This window comes from Microbulbifer variabilis (genome assembly GCF_052468405.1).
Genome location: NZ_CP174343.1, coordinates 3,744,320 through 3,764,598 on the forward strand (window position 1 = coordinate 3,744,320; position 20,279 = coordinate 3,764,598).

A 20,279-nucleotide genomic window follows, 5' to 3' on the forward strand; every position below is an offset into this window, starting at 1 on the left:
TCATTTTTTCTAAAAAATGAAAATTTGAATTTCACATAAAGCTCTTTTAATTACAATTAAAAATTTGTCCGATAATCTTAAGTCATCTTTCTTTTCAAGTTGCCTCTATCATTACACTCAAATAACTTTCTGCAGATATCTTATTCCGAGCAGCCTTAGCAAATCTATAAACTTCTTCACTTATAACTAGCATCTCAGCAAGAGACTTCACATCTACTTATCTTCATACTATAAGTAAATACATATAAATATTTAATCTTCCTTGGGAAGCGGTACTGCGGTATCTAATATCGTTACCCCATTCAAGCTATAGCCATTTATATCTGGGTAATCTACTTGCATTCTTTTAACGAATTCACTAACCAAGAAGTCTAGCCCAACGTCTGAGATAGGTCCACGAACACGACCAAAATTACTGCAATGTAGAGTCCAAGCTTTGTCTGCCTCTCCCCCACTAACAGTATAATTAATTAAAAGTAGCTTTGGACCAAAACGATTCCACAACATACCACCTAAATTAACAATCTGTAATAAGACAATAATTATCATTATGCCTAATACTGTAGCATCCATTTAAAACTCCTACATATAACTTTTCAGTAGATTAGATTTACTCTTCGGTTGAAGGCCTTTTCCAATGAATAAATTTACTTTTAGCCTCTGTAATTATGGCCACTCGTTTTCGTTTCTGACGCGCATCTTTACGTCGTAGGCTGTCACACGATTTGCATCGACTATCGCGACCACTACTATTTTTGGAGTTTAAATAGTAGTTCTCTGGAGTTTGCCAGTAACGACATATGCAACACTGTAGACGGCCTTGACTATCTGTCTTCCGGCGAGGGCGTCCTACTGTAGGGTGTTTAATCATATTAGGAGACTACCTATGAATTTATACTTATTCTGCATGCCAGGTTTTAATCCGTGGGGTGCGAGGTTGGCGCTGCTCAAACGCTGTCTTTTTAAAGTTTGCTGCGTTAGCCTTTCCGAACAACATGCCAACTAACATCCAGCGTCCAGTATTGAGATACTCCACATATTGACGACGACTCATTTGAATAGACTTGGCTCTTGCAACTTGAGTTTCAAGGCCCGGCTTGCCAGCATGTAACTCTAACTCTACGACTTGACGAGCTTCAGATAGAAGCTGCCCTAACGTCATTAGACAGCGATCTACTTCTTCTGCTCGAGGGCATTGATAGCCATTATGCGGAGAAGTTGATCGTATTATTTCACCACCACTAGACATAAGTGCAGCAATTATATTTCCGCCTCCTGATAACCCTTGGGGAAGGCCGTCATACCCTGCGGAGCTCCATTGCAACCACTCCTCTAAGCGTTGCTCTAAAGCTTTTTTTAGTTTGTTATCTAATTGCGCCATAAATCTATAGTCCCAATCCTGTGAACAAAGGCGATCTATAATTTTTAGAATGTCACTCTGATGTAAGTAACTCTTAATAAATTATTTCAAGTTTCAGTGATATCATTTTTTCATTGTCAGCGTGGTTAGTTTTTTTATTTAGCCGGTATGACCTTTTTTCCTTTATTTAATGATCGAGAATTTTCTTAATACGTCAGTTGCGCTTTAGTTCTTTGTATTTGTTGTTATTTCAACTATAAATATCTCCCTGCTAACAATTAAGCCAGGAGGAGTTTTGTCAAAGTACAGAGGCCAACAGCTGACTACCTCAAATATTCACTTAAAGTGAACATGCAGAACAATGTACATTTGAAGCGTACTTTTATCAACATTTATTTCTAGATTTTTTGTGTAACGTTCATCTCGAATGGGCTTACCCCTCACAAAAAGGGTAATTTTTTGCTAGATGGAGCTGTAGATTGAGTTATCAACTTCTCGTACAAAAGTACATGCTCTATAGTTGCGTAGTGAGTTCTACCGATTAGAATGTGCCTGCGCCTTAAAGGAAACGACGTTCGTTCCCCGCTGAAAGGTTCATTTATAATGGACTTATGATAGTGGTTCACCAACAGACAAAATGAAGCATGAAAACAGTGAAAACTGGTAAGAAGAGTGAAACTTTGAAAGATCCCAATAGCCGGGGAGCTAGTGAACGTTTACATAAGCTCCTCACCCAAAAAGGTTACCCCGTAGGGCGTGGTCGATTGTCTAGCTTCTGCAAGGAGTTCGGTATTGGCAAGACTACAGCAGCAGCTTGGCTTAACAATGATGTATTGCCTAGAGACCGAATTGAGCAGCAACGCATCGCCAATGCACTGGGAAGTAGTGTTGGCTATTGGGCGACGGGTGAGGGCGAAACAGAATTACGACAAATTGACTTTCTGCTAGTTGGTAAGTGCGTCAATGCTATCGTGATCTATTTACGCGATGAGTGTGAACTGGATCCGGATACTTTACCAGACGTGGTACTGGCTGATGCATACGGTAGCTTGTATCGTTACGCCCAGGAGAACAATGGCGAAATTTCCTCAGAGTTAGTCGCCAAGGTTTCTGTTCAGGTACTTGCGAAGCTGGCTCAAAAAAGTTAAACATCAACCTCAGAAAACTACTATTACACATACTTAACTAATAAGTAATCACCTATTATCGAGAGAGGTGTATTAGCTGATTTTGAAGTTATCCTACTTATAAAGCAGAGAATACTTACCGTGAATGAAAACTATTTCTCTGACCATAAAGCTAATAATATAACTCTGATACTTACGAATTTTCAGCAAGCTATGGCTGTAGCGCCGCTTGAACTTGCGTTGTGTAACGCTGGTTTTTCCCAATACTGTGGGTAGCCTGATCCACAGTCCATACACCATCAATTTGCTGGTGGAAGTTACTTAAGCGCAGAGGGGTTTTGGCTCTAAGATTGGGATTTCCATCCAGGGTAAATGACAGCTTTCCGCTCTGGCGGTTTAGATTACGTAGACGAGCAGCAGCTGCAGTTTCCGCATCTGTTGGTCCAGATCTCAGTTGTGGTAACCGATCTACCGCCCCACTGCGATCGCCGATTAAAACCAATTGTTCTGTAGCCGTAAGCGGGTCATGCCAGCGAGCTTCAACACCACTATAGAGATTACGATCGGGTAGGGTAAATCGCCAGTTCTCGCATGTATCTGAGTTAATTTGCATCTCAAGTAACTTCTTACCACTGGCACTTTTGGCTTCATCTACTGGAACAAAAATCAGACGATCCTCTACCAGCTTGGCTATAGCCTGCATTTCCAGTGCAAGACGAGTAAGTAAGTTCATATCACTTTCGTTGGTTTGATCTAGATGCTGGAACTTGTGATTTGCTAGGGATTCAGCCACAACTGGAGTTAAACGGTTATCTTTACAGATTTCTGTGATTAGCTCCTTTAAAGTAAGATTATCCCAACTACGTGATTTATGCGTCTTTAATTTATCACGAAAGTTGCTACCACGGGCAGTTATAGTCATCTGACGCAGCGGCCCACTTAATTCAATCTCATCTACAACAAACCTTGGTAACATTTGTAAGTCATTGCCATAACCTAGCTGAGCGGAAATTAAAACACCCTTTCGCGGTATAGCTAGGCGACCTTCCGTATCATCCAAAATGACACTAAACGTATCAGAAGTTTGGCCTGCCTTATCCACCCATGTGAACCCTAGAGCTCTTTGGTTGAGTTCACTTCCTTCAATACCATCCACTTCTATTACAAAACGCGGCTGCATAGAAGAACCTCTAATCCCATAAGTTAATCATTGGACTTTTTACCTTCGCCTCGCTCAATTCTGGCAGAATTATACGCACGCCCTCTGGCAACACTGAAGGCAAAAGGGCTAACTTAGGATTTGCTTCTAGCACTTCGGGTACGGCGGACTCTCGGCCATAGTAACTTTTGCAAACTTGGTCCAGGACATCCCCAGCTCTTGTACGGTAATCAGTGATCATACTTTGCTCCGTAATACGTCAAAGAAATAGAAAACTCCACACAGCGAGCCACTCCATCTGCCAATGGATCTTTGTCGGTGCGCTCTATACTGGTAATTGCCCAAAACCCCATAACTTCACCCACTCCGGATACAAGCTGTAAAGGCTCTCCTTGAGCAGCAGTATCTGCCATTTCTTGAAGTTGATTAGGCTTACCAAACTCTAAAGGATAGATTGTCCCACTCAGAGTAATGTCACGTGTTCCCTGCCCAGTAAATTGAGGCTGTGGATACCCCCGAGGACGGTTACTATTCTGCCAGTTGAATTTCCATGCCTGGCGCAACTGATCGTAACCAGCGGTCTGTAGAGCAAATGGAAAGTCTCCTAATTTCAGCATAGTTTCAGATACGTTCATCACGTCGCCGCTCCATTCAGTATACCCAGGTCAAACAATACACTGCGTTGCTGCGCTTCTTGATTTCGTTGGCGTTTATCCAGTTCTTCCCCTACTTTTCGTCCTATCGACTCTTCATCCACTCCTGCTGAGGGGTAAATATTGATTGGGGAATTCATACTATTTTGTACCATGATATTACTGCCACCTCGAGGCCGCACGTCTGTTTGCGTGTCTATTGTCGTTGGCTGATTTTCAGGATTCTCTTCTTTACCGAATAGCTTTCCACTCAACCAGGAGGCTCCACGAAATAGCAAACCTAAAGGACTTTTACCCAATATTTTGAAGGCAAAGTCTTTGATCTTGGTTAGGGATTTACGTGCACCTTCAGGTAGCTTATCCCATAAACTACCCAAAGTTTTATCGCGAATCTCTTTAAGCCAATCTCCAAACTTACCAACCGCTGCAACAACTTTGTCCCAGTGCACCCAGAGTAAGGCTACGGCAGCAACGATACCTGCAATAATAATCCCAGGGAGTGATAACAAGCTAATAAAAGGCAATATCGCAACAGTCATTATTCCAGTTAGCACAGCACCAATAGACTTAGCTATTCCGCCAAATTCACTAAATTTACTGACTAAAGAGCCAACGCCTTTAACCACTTCGATTAAACCTAGAGCAAAATCACGGATAAACTCTTTAGCTTCTGGTTTTTGTAGCCACTGCGTAAAATCCTTGAACATACTCATAAGTGTTGGCATCAGCTCAGTAGCAAGGAGATTTTTAAAGCCAGTAAGCGTAGTGGTCAATTTTAGCCAGCTAGTGTTAAAATCCGCAGCCAGCTGAAGTTGTTTACGGTCTAAAACATTACCTGTCGCGTTAGCTTCTTGGTGCATCTGCTCAAGCCCACTACTCCCACCACCCAACATGTTGACCATGTCGATGCCTTGAGAACCAAAAAGTTTATCCGCTATAGATATACGCTTACTTTGACTTCCAATAGTCACCATAGCGTCCGCTATAACTTTCAATTGTTCTTCAGGTTTCATCTGGGCCAGGTTCTGTGCATCCAAACCCAGATCCTTAAGCGCAGACGATGCCTTCACATCACCCTTCGCAGCCGCAGTAATACCTTTGATCATATTCTGAGCGCTCATATCAAAGGTTTTGGCGGTTATGCCTGAGCGCTCTGCGGCAAAACGATACTGCTGCAATCCCTCTACAGTGAACCCAAGCTTGTTAGCGGTATCAATCGCTTGATTACCTGAGTCAGCCGTACTTTTTACAAAATTGAAAAGCCCTAAAGCTGCGGTGGTTGCACCTGCTCCTATGCCTTTTAAGTGAGAGATGGATTTTTTAGCTATGCCAGGTAGACGCCCTAGGGATTTAAGGCCTGCCGAGCGTCTTTCTAAGCGCTCTAATTTTCGATCCACATTAGCAACACTGATACCATATTTTTGAGCTGCTGTGGCTGCTCTCCAAAGCTCCTTACGTTTACGCTCAACAACCTGACGAGCTCTCTCCCCTTTAATACTACTGGCCTCGTAACGCCTTTCCAGTTTGGAAAGACCATCTCGTTGCTTTTTTAAGCCCTCGGCCGCAGCCATTGCTTCATCGGTCTCGTTAATAGACTTACTAAAGCGCTGCAACATTGTCTGGCCTTGTGTAACAGCACTTTTAAATCCAGACGTTAAGGTGCCATCTAGGCTCACTAATAGGGAAAACTTGCTCATGGATACGGATCCAAAGGGGATAAATTAGATAGATTGCCTCGGTACAGCTTCATCTTTAGGCAGATGATCAACCCAACTACTCAGTTCCTCACAACTCATATTTGAGAGTTCTGCGAGACTCCAGCCAGTCCAGCTAGCCAAAGTTATTAATAGTCTTCGGATAGCAGAGGCGCTTAGGATAAAAAACCTTCATAGGTCTCATCTAGTTTTTTGAAGTCTGCAGCATCCATATCTTCAATGACTGCAGGGGAGACTTCACAGAGATTGGCATAGGTTTCAGTTGCCAGCTCACCATCTCCCACTGGCTGGCGTTTGCGTTCTGATTCTTTTTGTTTACGTTCAATAGCTAGCAAGTCACGCACCTTGGGACGCCGCATTTGCAATTCGGAATAGATAATACCTTGATATTCAACTGGAAAATCCAGCTTAATTACGTTCTCGGACATATTTTCCTCAAAAAAAGCCCACAAGCATTAAGAGCCTGTGGGCAAGTCAATTTAGAGAGTGATAAAAAAAGAGGGAATTGAAAACTCTTAAGAGCCTGGGTTATCGGCCAATAGCAGCGCGAAGCTCTGCCGTCTGGTCAACACCATCAACAACACGCTTACCATTTAACACGTCAATCTCAACGACTTGACGACCATCAATGCTCACAGAGTAATAACGCAGTTCCGCGCTGTATTTCTGTTTGTTCATCTCACCGGGCTTATGAGAACCAGCTTCATAAGTACGTACCAGCCCTCGCATCTTAATAACCACCGGTACCACCGAGCCATCGGCTTCACTTTGAGCTGCCGCGCGTAGGGTCAGGGGTGTACCGGCTTGCCCTGCTTGACCCCACTGGGCCAATGTTTCGGCATGGTAGCCTGCCAGGGTCCAACTAGCTTCCAGTTTTTCAACCCTGCCCATATCTACACCAATAGCGGCTCCTAATCCGCCACCGTTATAGTCTTCAGTAACGACTTTGAGGCTAGGTGCTTCAAACTCTTCCACCAAACCGGCATACCCCTTACCATCGGCAAAGAGCTCCATATCTTTAAAAATAAAACCTTGCATTTGTTTCCCCGCGCAGTCGAAAATATTATTAAATTAAGCTACCAGATCGGTTAGGTAGCGATTAGTGCTAGCAACTTGGAAGCGGATACTCTCTGCGATACCAACAGGGGTATATTCTACGTTGAAGTACACTCGTCCAGCAGCCAATTCACTTGTACTATTAAGCTCTGGATCTGGGGTACAAGTGCCTCCATGAATTGCTCCAAGCAGAGTCAAGCGACGTAAGAAGTTATTAACACTTTCTGCGACATCTTCAAAAAAGGTTCGATTTAAATTACGATCTACTGCCCAAGCAACACCTTCTTGAATGCTGTCATCAATTGCATCAGCGATACGTACATGCGTTTCAAATGCCCACTTGGGATCTGCAGAACAAGTACGGTTTCCCCACAGACGAAAACCACCTTGGCGAATCACTGTTGTAATCTCATGTTGATTCAGCAGGTTAGCGCGGCTATTAGGGTCACCTTGAATGAAATCTACAGGGCGACTGCTACCAACAATTCCTGAAATTTCCTGATTGGAGATGGATGCCCAAAAACCTTCTTCGCTGTCTCGCTTAGCACGGATACCTGCGGCAATCGCCGACAGAGGGACTCGTTTATTATCTCCACTGTTCTTATCAAATTTGAGCACGAACGGATCAAAAATCTGTAGACGCTTACTGCCGAAGTTAGTTCGAAATGCTTTTGCAGCAGCATCATCGGTGTCAGGGGCATCAATATATGCAACGCCTTTAACTCGATCAGCGACGACGTTCATTTCACTCGCGACTGCCGGATCAGATGAAAAGCCTGGGGCAATCACAATACGGGGGCGCTCTCCCACAGCACTTTCCGCACCACGTAATGAATGTAAACCAGTATATTGGCCAGCGCTTTCGCCCCCAATAACGTTTGCACGAGTGGAGGAGTCATCAGGGCCTTCTGCTACCCTTACTACTACAATTAAAGCACCGGCCTGATCTAAAATGGCATCAAGAGCATCAGGTAAACTGCCTTTAGCAGTACCCAATGTATCCAATGCTGATGCCTGCAGTTCAGAACCCGCAATCAATACGGGTTTGTTGAGAGGGAAAGGTTCATCGGTACCGCCAGACATCCGGAGTGCTGGCTGCGGCGAAAGAACACCACTACCATCACTATCACCGTTTGCCACAGAAAATAGTGCTGAAGCCTCCGCATTTGCTGCTAATGCCGTGCGAACATTATCAGCTGTGCTAATAAGCTTGCTACTTGAATCTGTGGCGAGTGATACCGTTACTGATTTACCATTAATGTTAATGGAGAGAACGGCATCTGCGGTATTTGGATTGACAAACTCAATACTGATGGCATTGCCCGCATTGCCAGGGCTTGCTGCCGAAAAAACAAGCTCTGTATTTGCTTCAGTAGTGCCAATAGCCAAAGAGGCATTGGTTGCTGCCGCAGCATTTGGGGCCGTCCCCACAATACCAATACAACCCAGTTTGACTAGGTTGATATCGCGTGCGCCGGCGTCACTATGGGTTACCCCTACGCCGTGTAAAATGTTGGTGCTCATAGAATAGCTCCTGCTTTTAGTGATCAGTTAGTAGAGACATCAGCTGATAGCCAGTGCCGCCAGTTCATCAATAGTTTGTTGCGCTTGGGCCCCATAGTCTGAGCCCTCCGCAAGCTCCAAAATCTGAGCCTTACCACGTAGGCGGAGATCGCGGATTTGGTCGAGTGCCTCGAGCCAGACACTATGTTGAAATTTAATTTCTGCCACTGCTTCTACAGCAGTTTGTCCAGAAGTATCCATTTGTACTTGTACAGCTAGAGGGGTGGGGCCAGGAAATCCATCAACCTCATAAGCTATTGCTACTTCATAAGCTCGGCGACGTTCTTCATGCATAAATTCACCGGGCCCTAAGAGTTGAGCACGTACTTGGCCGGCAAAGTGATCAATGCTGATTAAAGCATCAGCACGTCTCTGTTCCTCGCTACGGGTATCAACCTGCAGCTCTGCCCACAGAGTGGCATGGTCAGCAATTACCTGCTGAAAATCATCGAGAGTTAAAATTACATCATTAGGGCGAATGGGGTCTTGCCATTCAATCTCTCCCTCTACGCCATCGAACTGTACTGCGTGCACTGCATCGAGAATATCGTAGTCAGCCAAGTCCATTTCCACAGTGTTACCATCCACTGTAACTAAGCTCTCGGTAGCCATAATCGTCAGTTGCATTATCTTTGCCTCTAGATTTATGGTGCTATACGCTGTACATAGGCCAGCGCATAATAAGGAGGTAAAATCGCCACAGTGTGCTCATGGCCATCATGAGTAGAGGCGCTTGCCGTGTGGTTATGTGCACCACCACCACCACTGTAGCGGGTATAAGTATTGAGCCCGTTATCCCAAGTACCTCCATCCCACTTAAGTATCCATCTTTGCTGGTATGTTCCGGTACTTCCGTTCGTGTAGGCACCTAGATCATGATGGTGCCGGTGGCTAGGAATTTGTGATAAGGTCAATGTGTGGTTATTAACTGTTATCGCGTGGGAGTGGGCACCATTCTTACTTGTCCTTGCTGATGTGGCACCACCAGTCGCCCCAACTGAATAATTGTCTCCAGCGCCAAGTACAAATCGGTTACGCAAATCACGTGTACCGTTACTGCCATTACATAGCTTGTATCCAGCTGGCAAATCTTGGATCTCCCCACCCCAGATATAAATTAACTGACCAGGAAATTGCTTATTGATATATCCCTTTAATGTTTCTGGAGTGACGGCCTTTTTCTTTTCATTGCCAATGTCAACTTCACTCTGACTGGCCAGCGCTACGATTCCGCTCTGGCTAGTACCAGCTGCTACTGGTTTATTATCATTGAGTTTATTCTGCAGTGTCTTTGGAGTAACTACGAGTGTTGAGCTATTTCCATCATCCACAGCCTCCTGGGTAGCCAAACGGGTAAAACCATCTCGATTCGTAGTTGCATAAACATGACTGTGGCTGGAAAGAGCCAATACCGACAAGCGCTGATGGAGCGTTTTTGGCGTTACCACTTTATCATCAACGCTCCCTATATTAACTTCGGCTTGAGTCGCAATAGGAATAACGCCCGCACGTTCTGTGGTAGCTGTTGGGTTGCTAAAGCCTGTATCTCCAACGGAAATATTATCCGCGTTACTACCAGATAGTTTGATATCTAGGGATAACAAGTAAGTTGAATTGGCTCCTTTATTCCCTACCGGGTCGGCTCCAGGGCCTACCGAATATACGGCATAAAGTATTCCCGTATCGGTATACAAGCCAAACTCATTAACATCATAGATATCACTGCTCTCATCTTTTAAGGTGATATGCAGCATATCATTGGCAACTTCTACGTTACCGGATATGGTAGGCAGTCTTTTAAATTCTTGTTGCAACCCTGTAGCACTGGCATCCGGGTTCCAGCGCCCTGTACCCAGGGCAATCTTTGACAGTTTTACCGGTAAAGTACCGGCGTTATTCTCATCCACAATGGCCTTCTGGCCTGCAGTGGTAAGTACTAGCGCGAGTGTCACGGGTTTACTCCATGCACGGGCGAGCCACTCAGCCAAAAAATACCGAGTGACTCGCGGGCAGATTTATGGGAAAAGTGTTTAGGTCGCGGTAAACCGCAATCGGTCAAATACAGCAGCTCGCGCTAAACCTACAGATAAAGTCGTAGCACTTGCCTGTGTCCCCAGTCGCATAGTGAAATGGGAACGAAGCGGTTTAACATATGTTACCGCTTTCACAATATCTTTCTGAAATTCAGCACTCACTGGCTTACCAAATGCATCCACAGCATTTAGTACCAGATCAAAAGTATGAGGCTTACCTGGAGGATCAGTTTGAAACCACTCAACAATTGCTACATCTCCACCAAAAGCTGCAGCTGCAGTTTCTACTGCAGATCGAGTACCTTTTGTTGTATGTGTAGTAAACGCTGAGCGAATTACGGCACGTTTGGTAGCGGTAGGCCAACTATCATTCCATGTATCCACACTATGTTGCCAGGCTAAAAAAGGTAGGAACGTTGGTGGACATTTATCTGGGTCATAGAGTTCTGTAATGTTTACCGGTATTGCATTGAGTCTGGTAGCAATAACAGACTCTACAGCTAGCTCCAACTGGCTCGCATTGGGTGGCAATAAAGTGTTATTCAAGATTTACCCTCCATTAGTCAGCATAAAAAAGCGCGTTGGTCACAATATATTTTGTACCCTCTAACACTGGTAAAGATTCATGTAGCTCCGAGGGTGGAAACAGCAACAAATCTCCAGTAGTCGGAGCGATATTCTGACCACTTTGCAAAAATTTTAGCTGTCCACCTGAATAGTTGTCGTTCAAATAAAAGACCAGGGTGAATACTTTGCGCCACCCAAGGTAATAGTGCCCCGCACGAGCCCCATGATCAGGATTTTCATGAAAACTCAGCGGACGAGGATTATCCTCGTGAGCCCGTAGGTATTCACCCATTTGGTAACGAATTACACGAGACTCATAGAAGTAACGCTGAGGTCCTCCACTTCCTAAGTATTTATCTAAAGTACGTGTAGCAGCCGCTATCAATTGATCCCTTACCCAAAGCAGTGGCTCATAGCGCTCAACCCAAGTTTCTGAACTGGTTCGTGAATCACCGACAAAATTATCTGATGTATAACCAACTTGACCCGATCGTAGCCACCGACCATGTTTCTCAGCAGCCTCAATAATTTCTGCACATATTGCTGGAGGTAGAGCTCCCTGGTTAAAGCAGGCTAACTCATGCGGCAGCATGGGATTCTCCCTTTTTTATGCCTATTAGTTCAGCCTTATCCGCAAGAATATCCTCACAAGCAGAGAGCCAATTTAACAAAATATACTTATTATCATTTTCCGGCGGGAATGCCTCATGGAGGTAATTATCAGATACTGGAAATACTACCGCGCTCCCGGGATTTGTATTACAGCAGACATTCTGCTGAGGGAAAAACAGCTGCCCACCATAAGTGTGATTTAGATTAATGACCATAGTTAATTGACGCCATTCACCTGGTCGGCAATGGCGTAAGTCAGAATGCAACCGAAAAAATCCGGTTGGCCTATAGCGTACTATACGCGCAGGCTCGGCCACTAAGTAAGCCTCTACATTCGCTACATTTTTTCGATATAATTCGGCAATATCTTGGTAGAGAACTTCCAGTTTTTTTTCCAAATCGGTCAGCTCAGAATGCTGACTAAGCCAGATCTCATGACAGCGGCGACTACTGGGGACCACTACATTTCCCACGCCGTTCCCCATTACTACCCGGCCGGGCGTGTTAAATTTTACTGATTCAGCTAGCTGGATAATTTGCTCACATTCAGTTTTTTTAAACACATCGTGGACGTAAATAATTCGGGGATCCGTAGTACGTTCTATTTCCATCGAGTTCTCCTACGGAATATGTATTCCCATACCTACGCCTATACCCATACCAACTGTAGAATATTTTGTAGCTTTCAGGCCAATAACGTCATCAAAAAGGTAACTACCACCGATTAATTTTATACGTACCCGCACTCCGCATGTGTAGGATCCATTACTGGTTCGATTGCGGTATGCATAGCGAGTACCATTAATAGTCCCCACAGAACCTACTGATGGCGAAGCACCAGAAATATCGGAATTGTCGCCGGATACACTGGCATTATCGAAGCGCATCTGGAATTTATCACCTACAGTGCTACTAGCAGGCTTAATCCAGGCTCCCTGACTAACGGGAGAACTAGACTGACTTTCCAAATATATGTATCCGTTGCGGGCAATTTCTAAACGTGCTACCGCGTTAGTCGGTGAGCCCGCTGACGCTGAAAAACTACTTGGTAGATTACCTGGGAGAAACTGGTAATGGTGAAAGGTTATCGTAACCGTATTACTGTAGACAGTACCTACACCATCGGTCACCTTGCAACGGTATTGGCTGGTTGTTATTTCTCCTGTGTCGGAGCGGCTAAGAGTCACGCTCCTTCCATTAGCGGAAACTGACAAAGTGGTACCACTGACCTTTTGCCAAGTGTAAATAAAATTCCCAGTGCCATTGCTCGGTTGGCTACATGTCAATGTAGTACTACAACTTACTGAACCCGTACCGGCATTTTGCTTGACTGTGGTACCAGATAAAGATGGTGTACCCATAGCTACATAATCGGTAGCGCTATAGAAATCTGCACTATCAGCAGCACCTGAAGTCGGAATATTATTATTTTGTGAAATGTTCGGTACAAAACTGCCGCCTCGATAAAATTGTGAAGTATTACCGGCACCACTCTGTCCAAATACACTTTGTAGATTGGCACTACTAGCCTGGCCGCTACTGGGCATAGTTGCCATAATTATCCCCGCTATTTAGTTTGATCTCGCTGATTTTTCCGCAGCTCTTTTATCGTTTTACTACATTCTTTGATGATATCAGCCTGCTGTTCAAGTCGTGCTTCCTGGTCTTTACATACTTCAACGAGTAATCCCGTCACAACATTATAATCGGCCTGATCATACCGCTTACCATTCCTCCTGAACTTTGATTTGTAAACAGTACCTGGTAGTGCTTTACGAATATCGGGGCTCATCAAACCGCCAGAACCACGACCACTGTCTTTCCAATCGAAAAGAACGCCATTAAGTTTTTTCAATCTGGAAATTGGCTTGTCAATCGTGCGTACATTGGTTTTAAGAATTGGGTCTGATCCAACCGAACTAGACTGCCAATACACATGGCCATCAGCATGGAAATTACCATTGGAAACATCGAACAAATATTTCGTTGTGGTGCCCGAGCGAATATATAAGTCACCAGTATGTAGACTCAAATAACCGTGGCTTCCGCTATGCATCATACGCATATCCGCACTGTTGCCCCAACGAACCTCCTTGAGGTCCTGCCATTCAGTATGTCCTGTTACATTATCATCAGTATCAGAACGGATAAGTTGTGAACCGTGTAAATTATCTACGGTATCCGCATTCCCCGCACTAGTAGCACTGGTAGCACTATTAGCACTAGTGGCATAGTTAACGTTCAAATTCAATGAGAGATCGCCATTTGCATCAAAACTTGCTGAGCCATTGGCATTACCGCTGACTGAAACAGTACCACCGGTTTTTATCGCACCGATTTCTGCTGGGGTAGGCTTTTGCCCTTCATGATAGATTTTTTTATTATCGCCATAAGTCAATCCGCCAGATTGTTTTATATAAGCTGCGCTAGGTTCCGCAGCCTGCCAAACGGCCTCATCATTGTAGGTAGTAGATACGCCATTAGATTTCGTCGCGCCAATTTCGAATACACTTACTCCGAAGTGATCAACAGCCTTCTGTACCCACAGCTCAACCGGCTGACCATACCCCGCACTAATCAGCCGAAAAGCGTCATCTTTAAAAGCTCCACTATGGTTAAATGCATAGGAGATACCGCTATCGGACACTAGGGTATTTGGTGCGGTCTGCTGAACGACATGGACACTCACCATTGCATGACCACGAATAGATGAACCATTAGTTGTCAATAATAAAATCGATGTGGCATTGGCATAATCAGAATTGGGCATATTGAATGTAGCAATTTTCGCCCAATAATTTGCACTGCTCATTCCCGCATTCTTTAAATTGCAAACCCGCCTCCCCAAGCCCTCTACTGGAAAGGGGCCGGTGTTTTCTTTTACTCCATCGGTATAGGTAATTCGCAAGGTGCCATCAACTAAAACTTCCATGCTGGAAATACCGCGCCCGGAGTCGCCCTTGGGACCGGCCAAGTTACCAATTATGGACCAACTACCAACACTCTTTTGATAAAGAATTTTATTTGGGCTATCCAGCTCCACATAATGCTCGCCATTTCGGCCCAGGCTGTCTGCAGGTATACCATTACCAGCGAAAATACCCAGGCCCTGTTCGCCCTGAATTCCTTGTATACCCTGGTTACCCTTATCGCCCTTATCTCCTTTTGGGCCTTGGGGGCCCCGTAGATTACGCAACTTCGCCCAACTGTTATCACTTTTTCCATACAGGTCGGCACTATCATAGTCCAAGTATTGGTCGCCATTGTTACCGAGGCCCGCAGCAGGTATACCACTACCCCAATGAATTGTTGCGCCTTGAGGGCCAGTTGGGCCGGATGGGCCCGCTACACCGCTCTGCGCCAGAGTTAATGTCTGGGTGATTTCGCTCATAATTTTCTAATGGTTAAACAGTGACGTGCGGCGTCACAGTGACGCAGCCATATATCAGGCATTTGCACTATCAGTTTTGGATTTTAAAGAGAAGCTGTAGAGGGCAGCAGGCCAAGCAATTATCAGCCTCGCAAGGGCTAAGTGTGCATAGCAAGGAGCAATACCCTCACGACTAAAGTCTTGAGATTTTTATTTTTGTCTAGCTAAAAATAAGCACTGCTTACTTAACTTTCGCTAGGTATAACGGCATAGTTAATACTAGTTTTCAATCCGGCTTTGAAGACTTTTCATCATATGCTGGAGTTTATTAACAGTTTTACCTTGGTCCTTGATAGCTTTAAAGTCATCACTCTGCCGCTGCAATCTATTCTCCAAGTCTTTACACACCTCAACCAACAAACCAATGACCGCATTATAATCGGCCTGATCATATCGCTTACCATTCTTCTTAAATTTGGATTTGTAAACGGTACGTGGTAGTGCCCTACGAATATCCGGGCTCATCAAACCGCCAGAACCACGACCACTATCTTTCCAATCGAAAAGAACACCATTAAGTTTTTTCAATCTGGAAATTGGCTTGTCAATCGTGCGTACATTGGTTTTAAGGATTGGGTCCGATCCAACCGAACTAGACTGCCAATACACATGGCCATCAGCATGGAAGTTACCACTGGAAACATCGAACAAATATTTCGTTGTGGTGCCTGAGCGAATATATAAGTCACCAGTATGTAGACTCAAATAACCGTGGCTTCCGCTATGCATCATGCGCATATCCGCACTGTTGCCCCAACGAACCTCTTTGAGGTCCTGCCATTCGGTATGTCCTGTTACATTATCATCAGTATCAGAACGAATAAGCTGTGAACCGTGTAAATTATCTACGGTGTCCGCATTCCCGGCACTAGTAGCGCTAGTAGCGCTATTTGCGCTGGTAGAATAACTAACATTCAGATTCAGTGAGAGATCGCCATTTGCATCAAAACTTGCTGAGCCACTGGCATTACCGCTGACTGAAACCATGCCACCGGTTTTTATCGCACCGATTTCTGCTGGAGTAGGCTTGTGCTCCTCATGATAAATCTTCCTATTTTTTCCATAAACTAGCCCGATAGATTGTTTGACATAAGCTGCACTAGGCTCCTCTGCCTGCCAGCTAAAATCGTTATGATAAGTAACCGTCACTTCATTAAGTGCGGCAGCCACTTCGTGAACACTCAAAGATACAAAAGAATGCTTCTTTCTCACCCAGAGTTCTACAGGCTGACCATATCCATTAGATATCAATTTAAACGAATCATCTGCAAAAATTTCACCATGATTTGCAGCAATATATACCCCAGACTCTGCAGCCAAAGTATCGGGGCTGGCTCCCTCACGAAACTTTACAGTGATCACGGCCGCGCCATGTACTGCTTGATCCCCACAAACTAGAGCTAAAACCAGACCAGCATCAGCTGTACCTGTCGTAGTTCTTAACGTTGCGACTTTGGCCCAGTAATTTGAATTATCAGCTCCTGGATTTTGTGATAGTGCTACACGCCGTCCCAAACCCTCTATCGGAAAAGGGCCAGTATCTTGATTCGTACCATCAGTGTATGAAACTCGCAAGGTGCCATCTGTTAATACTTCCATATCGGAAATACCTCGGCCAGTATCACCCTTTGGACCAGCTAAGTTACCGATTACAGACCAATTACCAGCACTCTTTTGGTAAAGGGTTTTACTTGGGCTATCCAGCTCCACATAATGCTCTCCATTTCGGCCCAGATTATCTGTAGGTACACCATTACTAGCAAAAATACCTAGGCCCTGTTCACCCTGAACTCCCTGGATGCCTTGATTGCCCTTATCCCCCTTATCTCCCTTTGGCCCTTGAGGACCACGGAGGTTGCGCAGCTTTGCCCAGCTATTATCACTTTTTCCATATAAGTCGGCACTATCATAGTCGAGATATTGGTCGCCGTTGTTACCGAGGCCCGTGGCAGGTATACCACTGCCCCAATGTATTGTTGCACCTTGAGGGCCTGTTGGGCCGGATGGGCCCGCTACACCACTCTGTGCCAGAGTTAATGTCTGGGTAATTTCGCTCATAGTTTTCTCATAGCTAGACAGTAACGCGCGGCGCCACAGAGACACTGCCATATATCAACCGCTCAGCACTATCACTACTGGGATTTAGAAACAGATCGTAGATAGCATCGCGCCAGGTAAAACCAGCGGTTACGAGACCCGGAATTTCAATTTTTAGCTGGCCATTATTTGGGTCACCGCTGTCGCCTCCCACCTTCAGCCCATCTAAATTGTCTAAAGATAGCAGTAGTGTTTTATCATCATGGTTATCACGTATTTGTAGACGTGCCGTGTAGCCAGTCAAGTTACGAGGTGTGCCTGGTGGAGCTTCAATAGTCATTAGCAAGCCATAGCCAGCCCCTTGCTCCAGTTCAATATTGTAATTAGAGCCGTACATATTTACCCCCGTATAATTTCAATACCTGCACACCACGCGGTCTGATGTGGTTCATTGAGGATATCGAATTCTGGTTCGTGCAATTGCACTCTTTCTATACCCTCTTGATGCAATACTTTGGATAACCCCGATCTGGCTACAGTAAGGCCCAAACCATGGCGTTTCTTTGCATAAGCAATTGCGGCCTCTTCAGCACGTTGATATAACGCTTCATCCACAGGTCCTGGCATTGGAGTCAGAGTTGCACTAATAGAGTACTGTTTAATTTCAGGCTCTATTATCTCTACCTTATCAGTTAGAGGACGTATGGACTTTTCTGATAAGGCATTATTCACAGCTTCAAGTAAATCCGGTGAAGCCGAGCCATTACCCTCAGTGCTGAGGATAACCACATGTACCACTCCATCACTAGGACTGCTTGCCAATGCATCTTTTACGCGGGGGTCAGCTGCAAGCGCATGGCTCTTATAGGAGCCTTTAGGACCAGCAGTGGTGAGGCCCTCGAAGGCAAGAGGAATTCGCCCGCGGTAGCGGGTGTCATCCTCACCTTCTAGCCGGCGAGTCTTGTTGTTCTCTCCCAGCCGATCCAAATCTCCATCAACCGCAAAAGCAACCATGACGCCCCGAGCCGCATCATTGACTCGCTGACGAGTGAGCATCTCTCGGTAGGCAGCTACTTGTAATAAGCGAGCTAAAGGCTCGCTTTCCATTTGTACATAACTAAGATTCATCAGAGAATCCGCTGGGATTTTGAAGTAAGGTGCTCCATCATCAGTAACTAGGTCTGCCCTCACTGTTTGTGGCTTAATCACCTGCCCCATTTCATCTAGTAATAGAGGGGAGGCACCATCAAGCAGAGCTACCATTTCGCCATAGATACTTTCAAAATCTAGAGTTTCCACTATATTTGGTGCTGGTAAGCGACTGATGTCCACTGCACTTTCTGTTGTCATATTTTTATATTCTCCAGAGTTATAAACTCGCCGCTGTCCACCATATAGCCGGACAGTTTCATAGTTATACCGCTGCTCTCCATACGTACTACCTGCATTTCTGTACTCTGAAAGCGAGGTTCCCAAAGGCTTAAAGCCTCTGCTGCATTGGAGTAGATATCCACTATGGTGGAGCGAGTTAATGGTGCATCCAAGGAATGGAAAATTTTTGCACCATAGTTCCGACGCATTAATCTAGACCCTACTGGAGTAGTGAGAATGTCGGTGATTGACTGACGCAAGTGCTCCAGCTCTGTGATAGCCACACCACTACTACTATCCATACCGTATCGCTGCACGCTTCCCCCTATTGTGGTTTCTCAGTGGGGCTACCCACCGATTTCACTATATGTGTATGCTTGGGTAGGCTGATGCCATTACTGCTAAGGTCATCACCGGTATGCTCAACCTTTCCTTTCATTTGAATTTCAGTCCCTTCTAGCCTGAGACTTTCGCTCTCTAAGTTAATATTTTTCGCTTTTAAACTTATATTCTCAGCTTCAGCAACAATCGAGCCCGCCACTTTCAACTGGGTATTACCATTTTGATACTCAATCATGTCACCATTGGCGAATGTGCGGCGAAAAAGGTCGGCAGTATCGCCATTAGCTGGTGCTTTATCGCTATAGATCGCTGGTAAAATCACACCTGCACGTAGCTCTCCACTAGGGCTTAATACTGCAACCTGTTCACCAATACTCGGTGGACGCCACTCGGTATCATTAGTCCCAGCCGCTGGGGCAAACCAACGTAACCAGGTTGTTAGGTTTTCTCCTAAGCGCACGCGAGCGCAGGCTGTGTCATAGTCCACCTCCTCCACAGTACCGAGACGTACTATATTGTCGACCCGACGCTGTAACTCACCAAGCTGCTGTAGAAGTGCAGTTACTACTTCTGAGTTCATGCCTCGCCCACCTCACCAATTTTGGTATAGTCATCGCGATGCTTTAAGCCAACTTTTGGTTCATAACCCACATGAACTTCTACCGGCTTAGGTATTGGCGTAAGATCATGTCGCCGGTCTTCTCCGACCCATATTTTCTGAGTAAACCTTAAGGTGTAAGCAGCAAGAACACCGTCACCAGTTTCATTAAGCTGCAAAGGCTGAAGCCCTTGGAAATTCAAACGTCCAGACTTTTCAATTAACTTGGCTTGTGAATCGGTCAAGTGCTGCTCAAATACTAGGACTGTTGAAACCGCAAGATCTCGAGCTGCTCGGTTATTAGCCACCAAAGTAGTCAGATTGCCTACAATGACTATAATTTCCCATTCTACTGAAAGCGGCTGCACGCCATTATTAAAAGCAGCTATTGGTTCACTAGAAACGAGTCTTAACAGTAAGGCTGGAGTGCTATCAGGAATCTCACTACTACCTACCTGAAGTTCCTTTATTATTTCTTCACATTTAATTATGCCGGGAATACTTTGTAATTTAAGTAAAATATTGTCAGATATAGTGTTAATACTGGTCATAAATGTGCATCTCTTATCCGACCTCAAGGAGCAAATAAAAATTAGATCCAATGTGAAATTCAAAAACTAAATCTGAACCACTGAAATTTTAAAAACCCAAAAAAA

23 protein-coding genes are annotated in these 20,279 nt (G+C 44.9%); 1 reads left to right on the forward strand and 22 read right to left on the reverse strand.

The window, feature by feature from the left end:
- Nucleotides 1-252: 252 nt before the first annotated feature.
- Nucleotides 253-573: a hypothetical protein gene (locus tag ACJJJB_RS16900; RefSeq protein WP_445365211.1), complete on the reverse strand. Its 321-nt coding sequence runs from the start codon at nucleotides 571-573 to the stop codon at nucleotides 253-255.
- A gap of 325 nt (nucleotides 574-898) precedes the next feature.
- Complete coding sequence (locus tag ACJJJB_RS16905; protein WP_282952297.1) at nucleotides 899-1,381, reverse strand: hypothetical protein; 483 nt, start codon at nucleotides 1,379-1,381, stop codon at nucleotides 899-901.
- A gap of 659 nt (nucleotides 1,382-2,040) precedes the next feature.
- Here ACJJJB_RS16905 and ACJJJB_RS16910 point away from each other — a divergent pair.
- Nucleotides 2,041-2,508: a hypothetical protein gene (locus ACJJJB_RS16910; RefSeq protein WP_445365212.1), complete on the forward strand. Its 468-nt coding sequence runs from the start codon at nucleotides 2,041-2,043 to the stop codon at nucleotides 2,506-2,508.
- Nucleotides 2,509-2,698: 190 nt separating this feature from the next.
- On the opposite strand, the gene ACJJJB_RS16915 is transcribed toward ACJJJB_RS16910, so the two are convergent.
- The 20 genes from ACJJJB_RS16915 to ACJJJB_RS17010 form a co-directional block, all read right to left on the reverse strand.
- Complete coding sequence (locus tag ACJJJB_RS16915) at nucleotides 2,699-3,667, reverse strand: contractile injection system protein, VgrG/Pvc8 family (protein WP_444946061.1); 969 nt, start codon at nucleotides 3,665-3,667, stop codon at nucleotides 2,699-2,701.
- A gap of 10 nt (nucleotides 3,668-3,677) precedes the next feature.
- Nucleotides 3,678-3,887 carry a tail protein X gene (locus tag ACJJJB_RS16920; protein WP_445365213.1) on the reverse strand — a complete coding sequence of 70 codons (210 nt, stop codon included), beginning with the start codon at nucleotides 3,885-3,887 and terminating at the stop codon, nucleotides 3,678-3,680.
- Nucleotides 3,877-4,281 carry a phage tail protein gene (locus tag ACJJJB_RS16925; protein WP_444946059.1) on the reverse strand — a complete coding sequence of 135 codons (405 nt, stop codon included), beginning with the start codon at nucleotides 4,279-4,281 and terminating at the stop codon, nucleotides 3,877-3,879. Before ACJJJB_RS16925 ends, ACJJJB_RS16920 begins: the two co-directional genes overlap by 11 nt.
- Nucleotides 4,281-5,915, reverse strand: coding sequence for a phage tail tape measure protein (locus ACJJJB_RS16930; protein ID WP_445365214.1), 1,635 nt, complete (start codon nucleotides 5,913-5,915; stop codon nucleotides 4,281-4,283). Before ACJJJB_RS16930 ends, ACJJJB_RS16925 begins: the two co-directional genes overlap by 1 nt.
- A 254-nt stretch (nucleotides 5,916-6,169) precedes the next feature.
- Nucleotides 6,170-6,442, reverse strand: a complete 273-nt coding sequence (locus tag ACJJJB_RS16935; protein WP_020414340.1) for a phage tail assembly protein — start codon at nucleotides 6,440-6,442, stop codon at nucleotides 6,170-6,172.
- A gap of 100 nt (nucleotides 6,443-6,542) precedes the next feature.
- Nucleotides 6,543-7,052, reverse strand: coding sequence for a phage major tail tube protein (locus ACJJJB_RS16940; protein ID WP_444946057.1), 510 nt, complete (start codon nucleotides 7,050-7,052; stop codon nucleotides 6,543-6,545).
- 33 nt (nucleotides 7,053-7,085) lie between these two features.
- Nucleotides 7,086-8,594, reverse strand: coding sequence for a phage tail sheath subtilisin-like domain-containing protein (locus ACJJJB_RS16945; RefSeq protein ID WP_445365215.1), 1,509 nt, complete (start codon nucleotides 8,592-8,594; stop codon nucleotides 7,086-7,088).
- 39 nt (nucleotides 8,595-8,633) lie between these two features.
- Nucleotides 8,634-9,260 carry a hypothetical protein gene (locus ACJJJB_RS16950; protein ID WP_020414337.1) on the reverse strand — a complete coding sequence of 209 codons (627 nt, stop codon included), beginning with the start codon at nucleotides 9,258-9,260 and terminating at the stop codon, nucleotides 8,634-8,636.
- A gap of 17 nt (nucleotides 9,261-9,277) precedes the next feature.
- A complete protein-coding gene (locus ACJJJB_RS16955; protein ID WP_020414336.1) occupies nucleotides 9,278-10,585 on the reverse strand; it encodes a phage tail-collar fiber domain-containing protein in 1,308 nt (435 codons plus the stop codon).
- Between the two features lie 78 nt (nucleotides 10,586-10,663).
- Nucleotides 10,664-11,212, reverse strand: coding sequence for a phage tail protein I (locus ACJJJB_RS16960; RefSeq protein WP_020414335.1), 549 nt, complete (start codon nucleotides 11,210-11,212; stop codon nucleotides 10,664-10,666).
- A gap of 13 nt (nucleotides 11,213-11,225) precedes the next feature.
- Nucleotides 11,226-11,825, reverse strand: a complete 600-nt coding sequence (locus ACJJJB_RS16965; RefSeq protein WP_020414334.1) for a prolyl hydroxylase family protein — start codon at nucleotides 11,823-11,825, stop codon at nucleotides 11,226-11,228.
- On the reverse strand, nucleotides 11,812-12,456 hold the full coding sequence (locus tag ACJJJB_RS16970) for a 2OG-Fe(II) oxygenase family protein (protein WP_020414333.1): 645 nt from the start codon (nucleotides 12,454-12,456) through the stop codon (nucleotides 11,812-11,814). The genes ACJJJB_RS16965 and ACJJJB_RS16970 overlap by 14 nt, the downstream gene beginning before the upstream one ends.
- A 9-nt stretch (nucleotides 12,457-12,465) precedes the next feature.
- Nucleotides 12,466-13,401, reverse strand: a complete 936-nt coding sequence (locus ACJJJB_RS16975) for an immunoglobulin domain-containing protein (protein WP_282952288.1) — start codon at nucleotides 13,399-13,401, stop codon at nucleotides 12,466-12,468.
- A gap of 11 nt (nucleotides 13,402-13,412) precedes the next feature.
- Nucleotides 13,413-15,236 (reverse strand): collagen-like domain-containing protein, encoded by a 1,824-nt coding sequence (locus tag ACJJJB_RS16980; protein WP_445365216.1) that lies wholly within the window; start codon nucleotides 15,234-15,236, stop codon nucleotides 13,413-13,415.
- A 258-nt stretch (nucleotides 15,237-15,494) separates the two neighbouring features.
- Entirely contained in the window at nucleotides 15,495-17,333 is a 1,839-nt protein-coding gene (locus ACJJJB_RS16985; RefSeq protein ID WP_445365217.1) for a hypothetical protein, read from the reverse strand.
- A gap of 13 nt (nucleotides 17,334-17,346) precedes the next feature.
- The gene (locus ACJJJB_RS16990; RefSeq protein WP_020414329.1) at nucleotides 17,347-17,709 is read right to left on the reverse strand and encodes a hypothetical protein; all 363 of its coding nucleotides are present in this window, start codon (nucleotides 17,707-17,709) and stop codon (nucleotides 17,347-17,349) included.
- Between the two features lie 2 nt (nucleotides 17,710-17,711).
- Nucleotides 17,712-18,662: a baseplate assembly protein gene (locus ACJJJB_RS16995; protein WP_020414328.1), complete on the reverse strand. Its 951-nt coding sequence runs from the start codon at nucleotides 18,660-18,662 to the stop codon at nucleotides 17,712-17,714.
- Nucleotides 18,659-19,000, reverse strand: a complete 342-nt coding sequence (locus tag ACJJJB_RS17000) for a GPW/gp25 family protein (protein WP_282952285.1) — start codon at nucleotides 18,998-19,000, stop codon at nucleotides 18,659-18,661. The genes ACJJJB_RS16995 and ACJJJB_RS17000 overlap by 4 nt, the downstream gene beginning before the upstream one ends.
- Nucleotides 19,001-19,008: 8 nt before the next feature.
- Nucleotides 19,009-19,605 carry a phage baseplate assembly protein V gene (locus ACJJJB_RS17005; protein ID WP_020414326.1) on the reverse strand — a complete coding sequence of 199 codons (597 nt, stop codon included), beginning with the start codon at nucleotides 19,603-19,605 and terminating at the stop codon, nucleotides 19,009-19,011.
- The gene (locus ACJJJB_RS17010; protein ID WP_020414325.1) at nucleotides 19,602-20,174 is read right to left on the reverse strand and encodes a hypothetical protein; all 573 of its coding nucleotides are present in this window, start codon (nucleotides 20,172-20,174) and stop codon (nucleotides 19,602-19,604) included. Before ACJJJB_RS17010 ends, ACJJJB_RS17005 begins: the two co-directional genes overlap by 4 nt.
- Nucleotides 20,175-20,279: the final 105 nt, after the last annotated feature.

What these genes read in the sequence shown, in the direction of transcription:
- ACJJJB_RS16920 (WP_445365213.1), bottom strand. Translation starts at nt 3,887, where the DNA reads ATGATCACTGATTACCGTACAAGAGCTGGGGATGTCCTGGACCAAGTT.
- ACJJJB_RS16905 (WP_282952297.1), bottom strand. Translation starts at nt 1,381, where the DNA reads ATGGCGCAATTAGATAACAAACTAAAAAAAGCTTTAGAGCAACGCTTA.
- ACJJJB_RS16940 (WP_444946057.1), bottom strand. Translation starts at nt 7,052, where the DNA reads ATGCAAGGTTTTATTTTTAAAGATATGGAGCTCTTTGCCGATGGTAAG.
- ACJJJB_RS16930 (WP_445365214.1), bottom strand. Translation starts at nt 5,915, where the DNA reads ATGTTGCAGCGCTTTAGTAAGTCTATTAACGAGACCGATGAAGCAATG.
- ACJJJB_RS16970 (WP_020414333.1), bottom strand. Translation starts at nt 12,456, where the DNA reads ATGGAAATAGAACGTACTACGGATCCCCGAATTATTTACGTCCACGAT.
- ACJJJB_RS16980 (WP_445365216.1), bottom strand. Translation starts at nt 15,236, where the DNA reads ATGAGCGAAATCACCCAGACATTAACTCTGGCGCAGAGCGGTGTAGCG.
- ACJJJB_RS16915 (WP_444946061.1), bottom strand. Translation starts at nt 3,667, where the DNA reads ATGCAGCCGCGTTTTGTAATAGAAGTGGATGGTATTGAAGGAAGTGAA.
- ACJJJB_RS16975 (WP_282952288.1), bottom strand. Translation starts at nt 13,401, where the DNA reads ATGGCAACTATGCCCAGTAGCGGCCAGGCTAGTAGTGCCAATCTACAA.
- ACJJJB_RS16950 (WP_020414337.1), bottom strand. Translation starts at nt 9,260, where the DNA reads ATGCAACTGACGATTATGGCTACCGAGAGCTTAGTTACAGTGGATGGT.
- ACJJJB_RS16945 (WP_445365215.1), bottom strand. Translation starts at nt 8,594, where the DNA reads ATGAGCACCAACATTTTACACGGCGTAGGGGTAACCCATAGTGACGCC.
- ACJJJB_RS16900 (WP_445365211.1), bottom strand. Translation starts at nt 573, where the DNA reads ATGGATGCTACAGTATTAGGCATAATGATAATTATTGTCTTATTACAG.
- ACJJJB_RS17010 (WP_020414325.1), bottom strand. Translation starts at nt 20,174, where the DNA reads ATGACCAGTATTAACACTATATCTGACAATATTTTACTTAAATTACAA.
- ACJJJB_RS16925 (WP_444946059.1), bottom strand. Translation starts at nt 4,281, where the DNA reads ATGAACGTATCTGAAACTATGCTGAAATTAGGAGACTTTCCATTTGCT.
- ACJJJB_RS16935 (WP_020414340.1), bottom strand. Translation starts at nt 6,442, where the DNA reads ATGTCCGAGAACGTAATTAAGCTGGATTTTCCAGTTGAATATCAAGGT.
- ACJJJB_RS16965 (WP_020414334.1), bottom strand. Translation starts at nt 11,825, where the DNA reads ATGCTGCCGCATGAGTTAGCCTGCTTTAACCAGGGAGCTCTACCTCCA.
- ACJJJB_RS16990 (WP_020414329.1), bottom strand. Translation starts at nt 17,709, where the DNA reads ATGTACGGCTCTAATTACAATATTGAACTGGAGCAAGGGGCTGGCTAT.
- ACJJJB_RS17005 (WP_020414326.1), bottom strand. Translation starts at nt 19,605, where the DNA reads ATGAACTCAGAAGTAGTAACTGCACTTCTACAGCAGCTTGGTGAGTTA.
- ACJJJB_RS16985 (WP_445365217.1), bottom strand. Translation starts at nt 17,333, where the DNA reads ATGAGCGAAATTACCCAGACATTAACTCTGGCACAGAGTGGTGTAGCG.
- ACJJJB_RS16995 (WP_020414328.1), bottom strand. Translation starts at nt 18,662, where the DNA reads ATGACAACAGAAAGTGCAGTGGACATCAGTCGCTTACCAGCACCAAAT.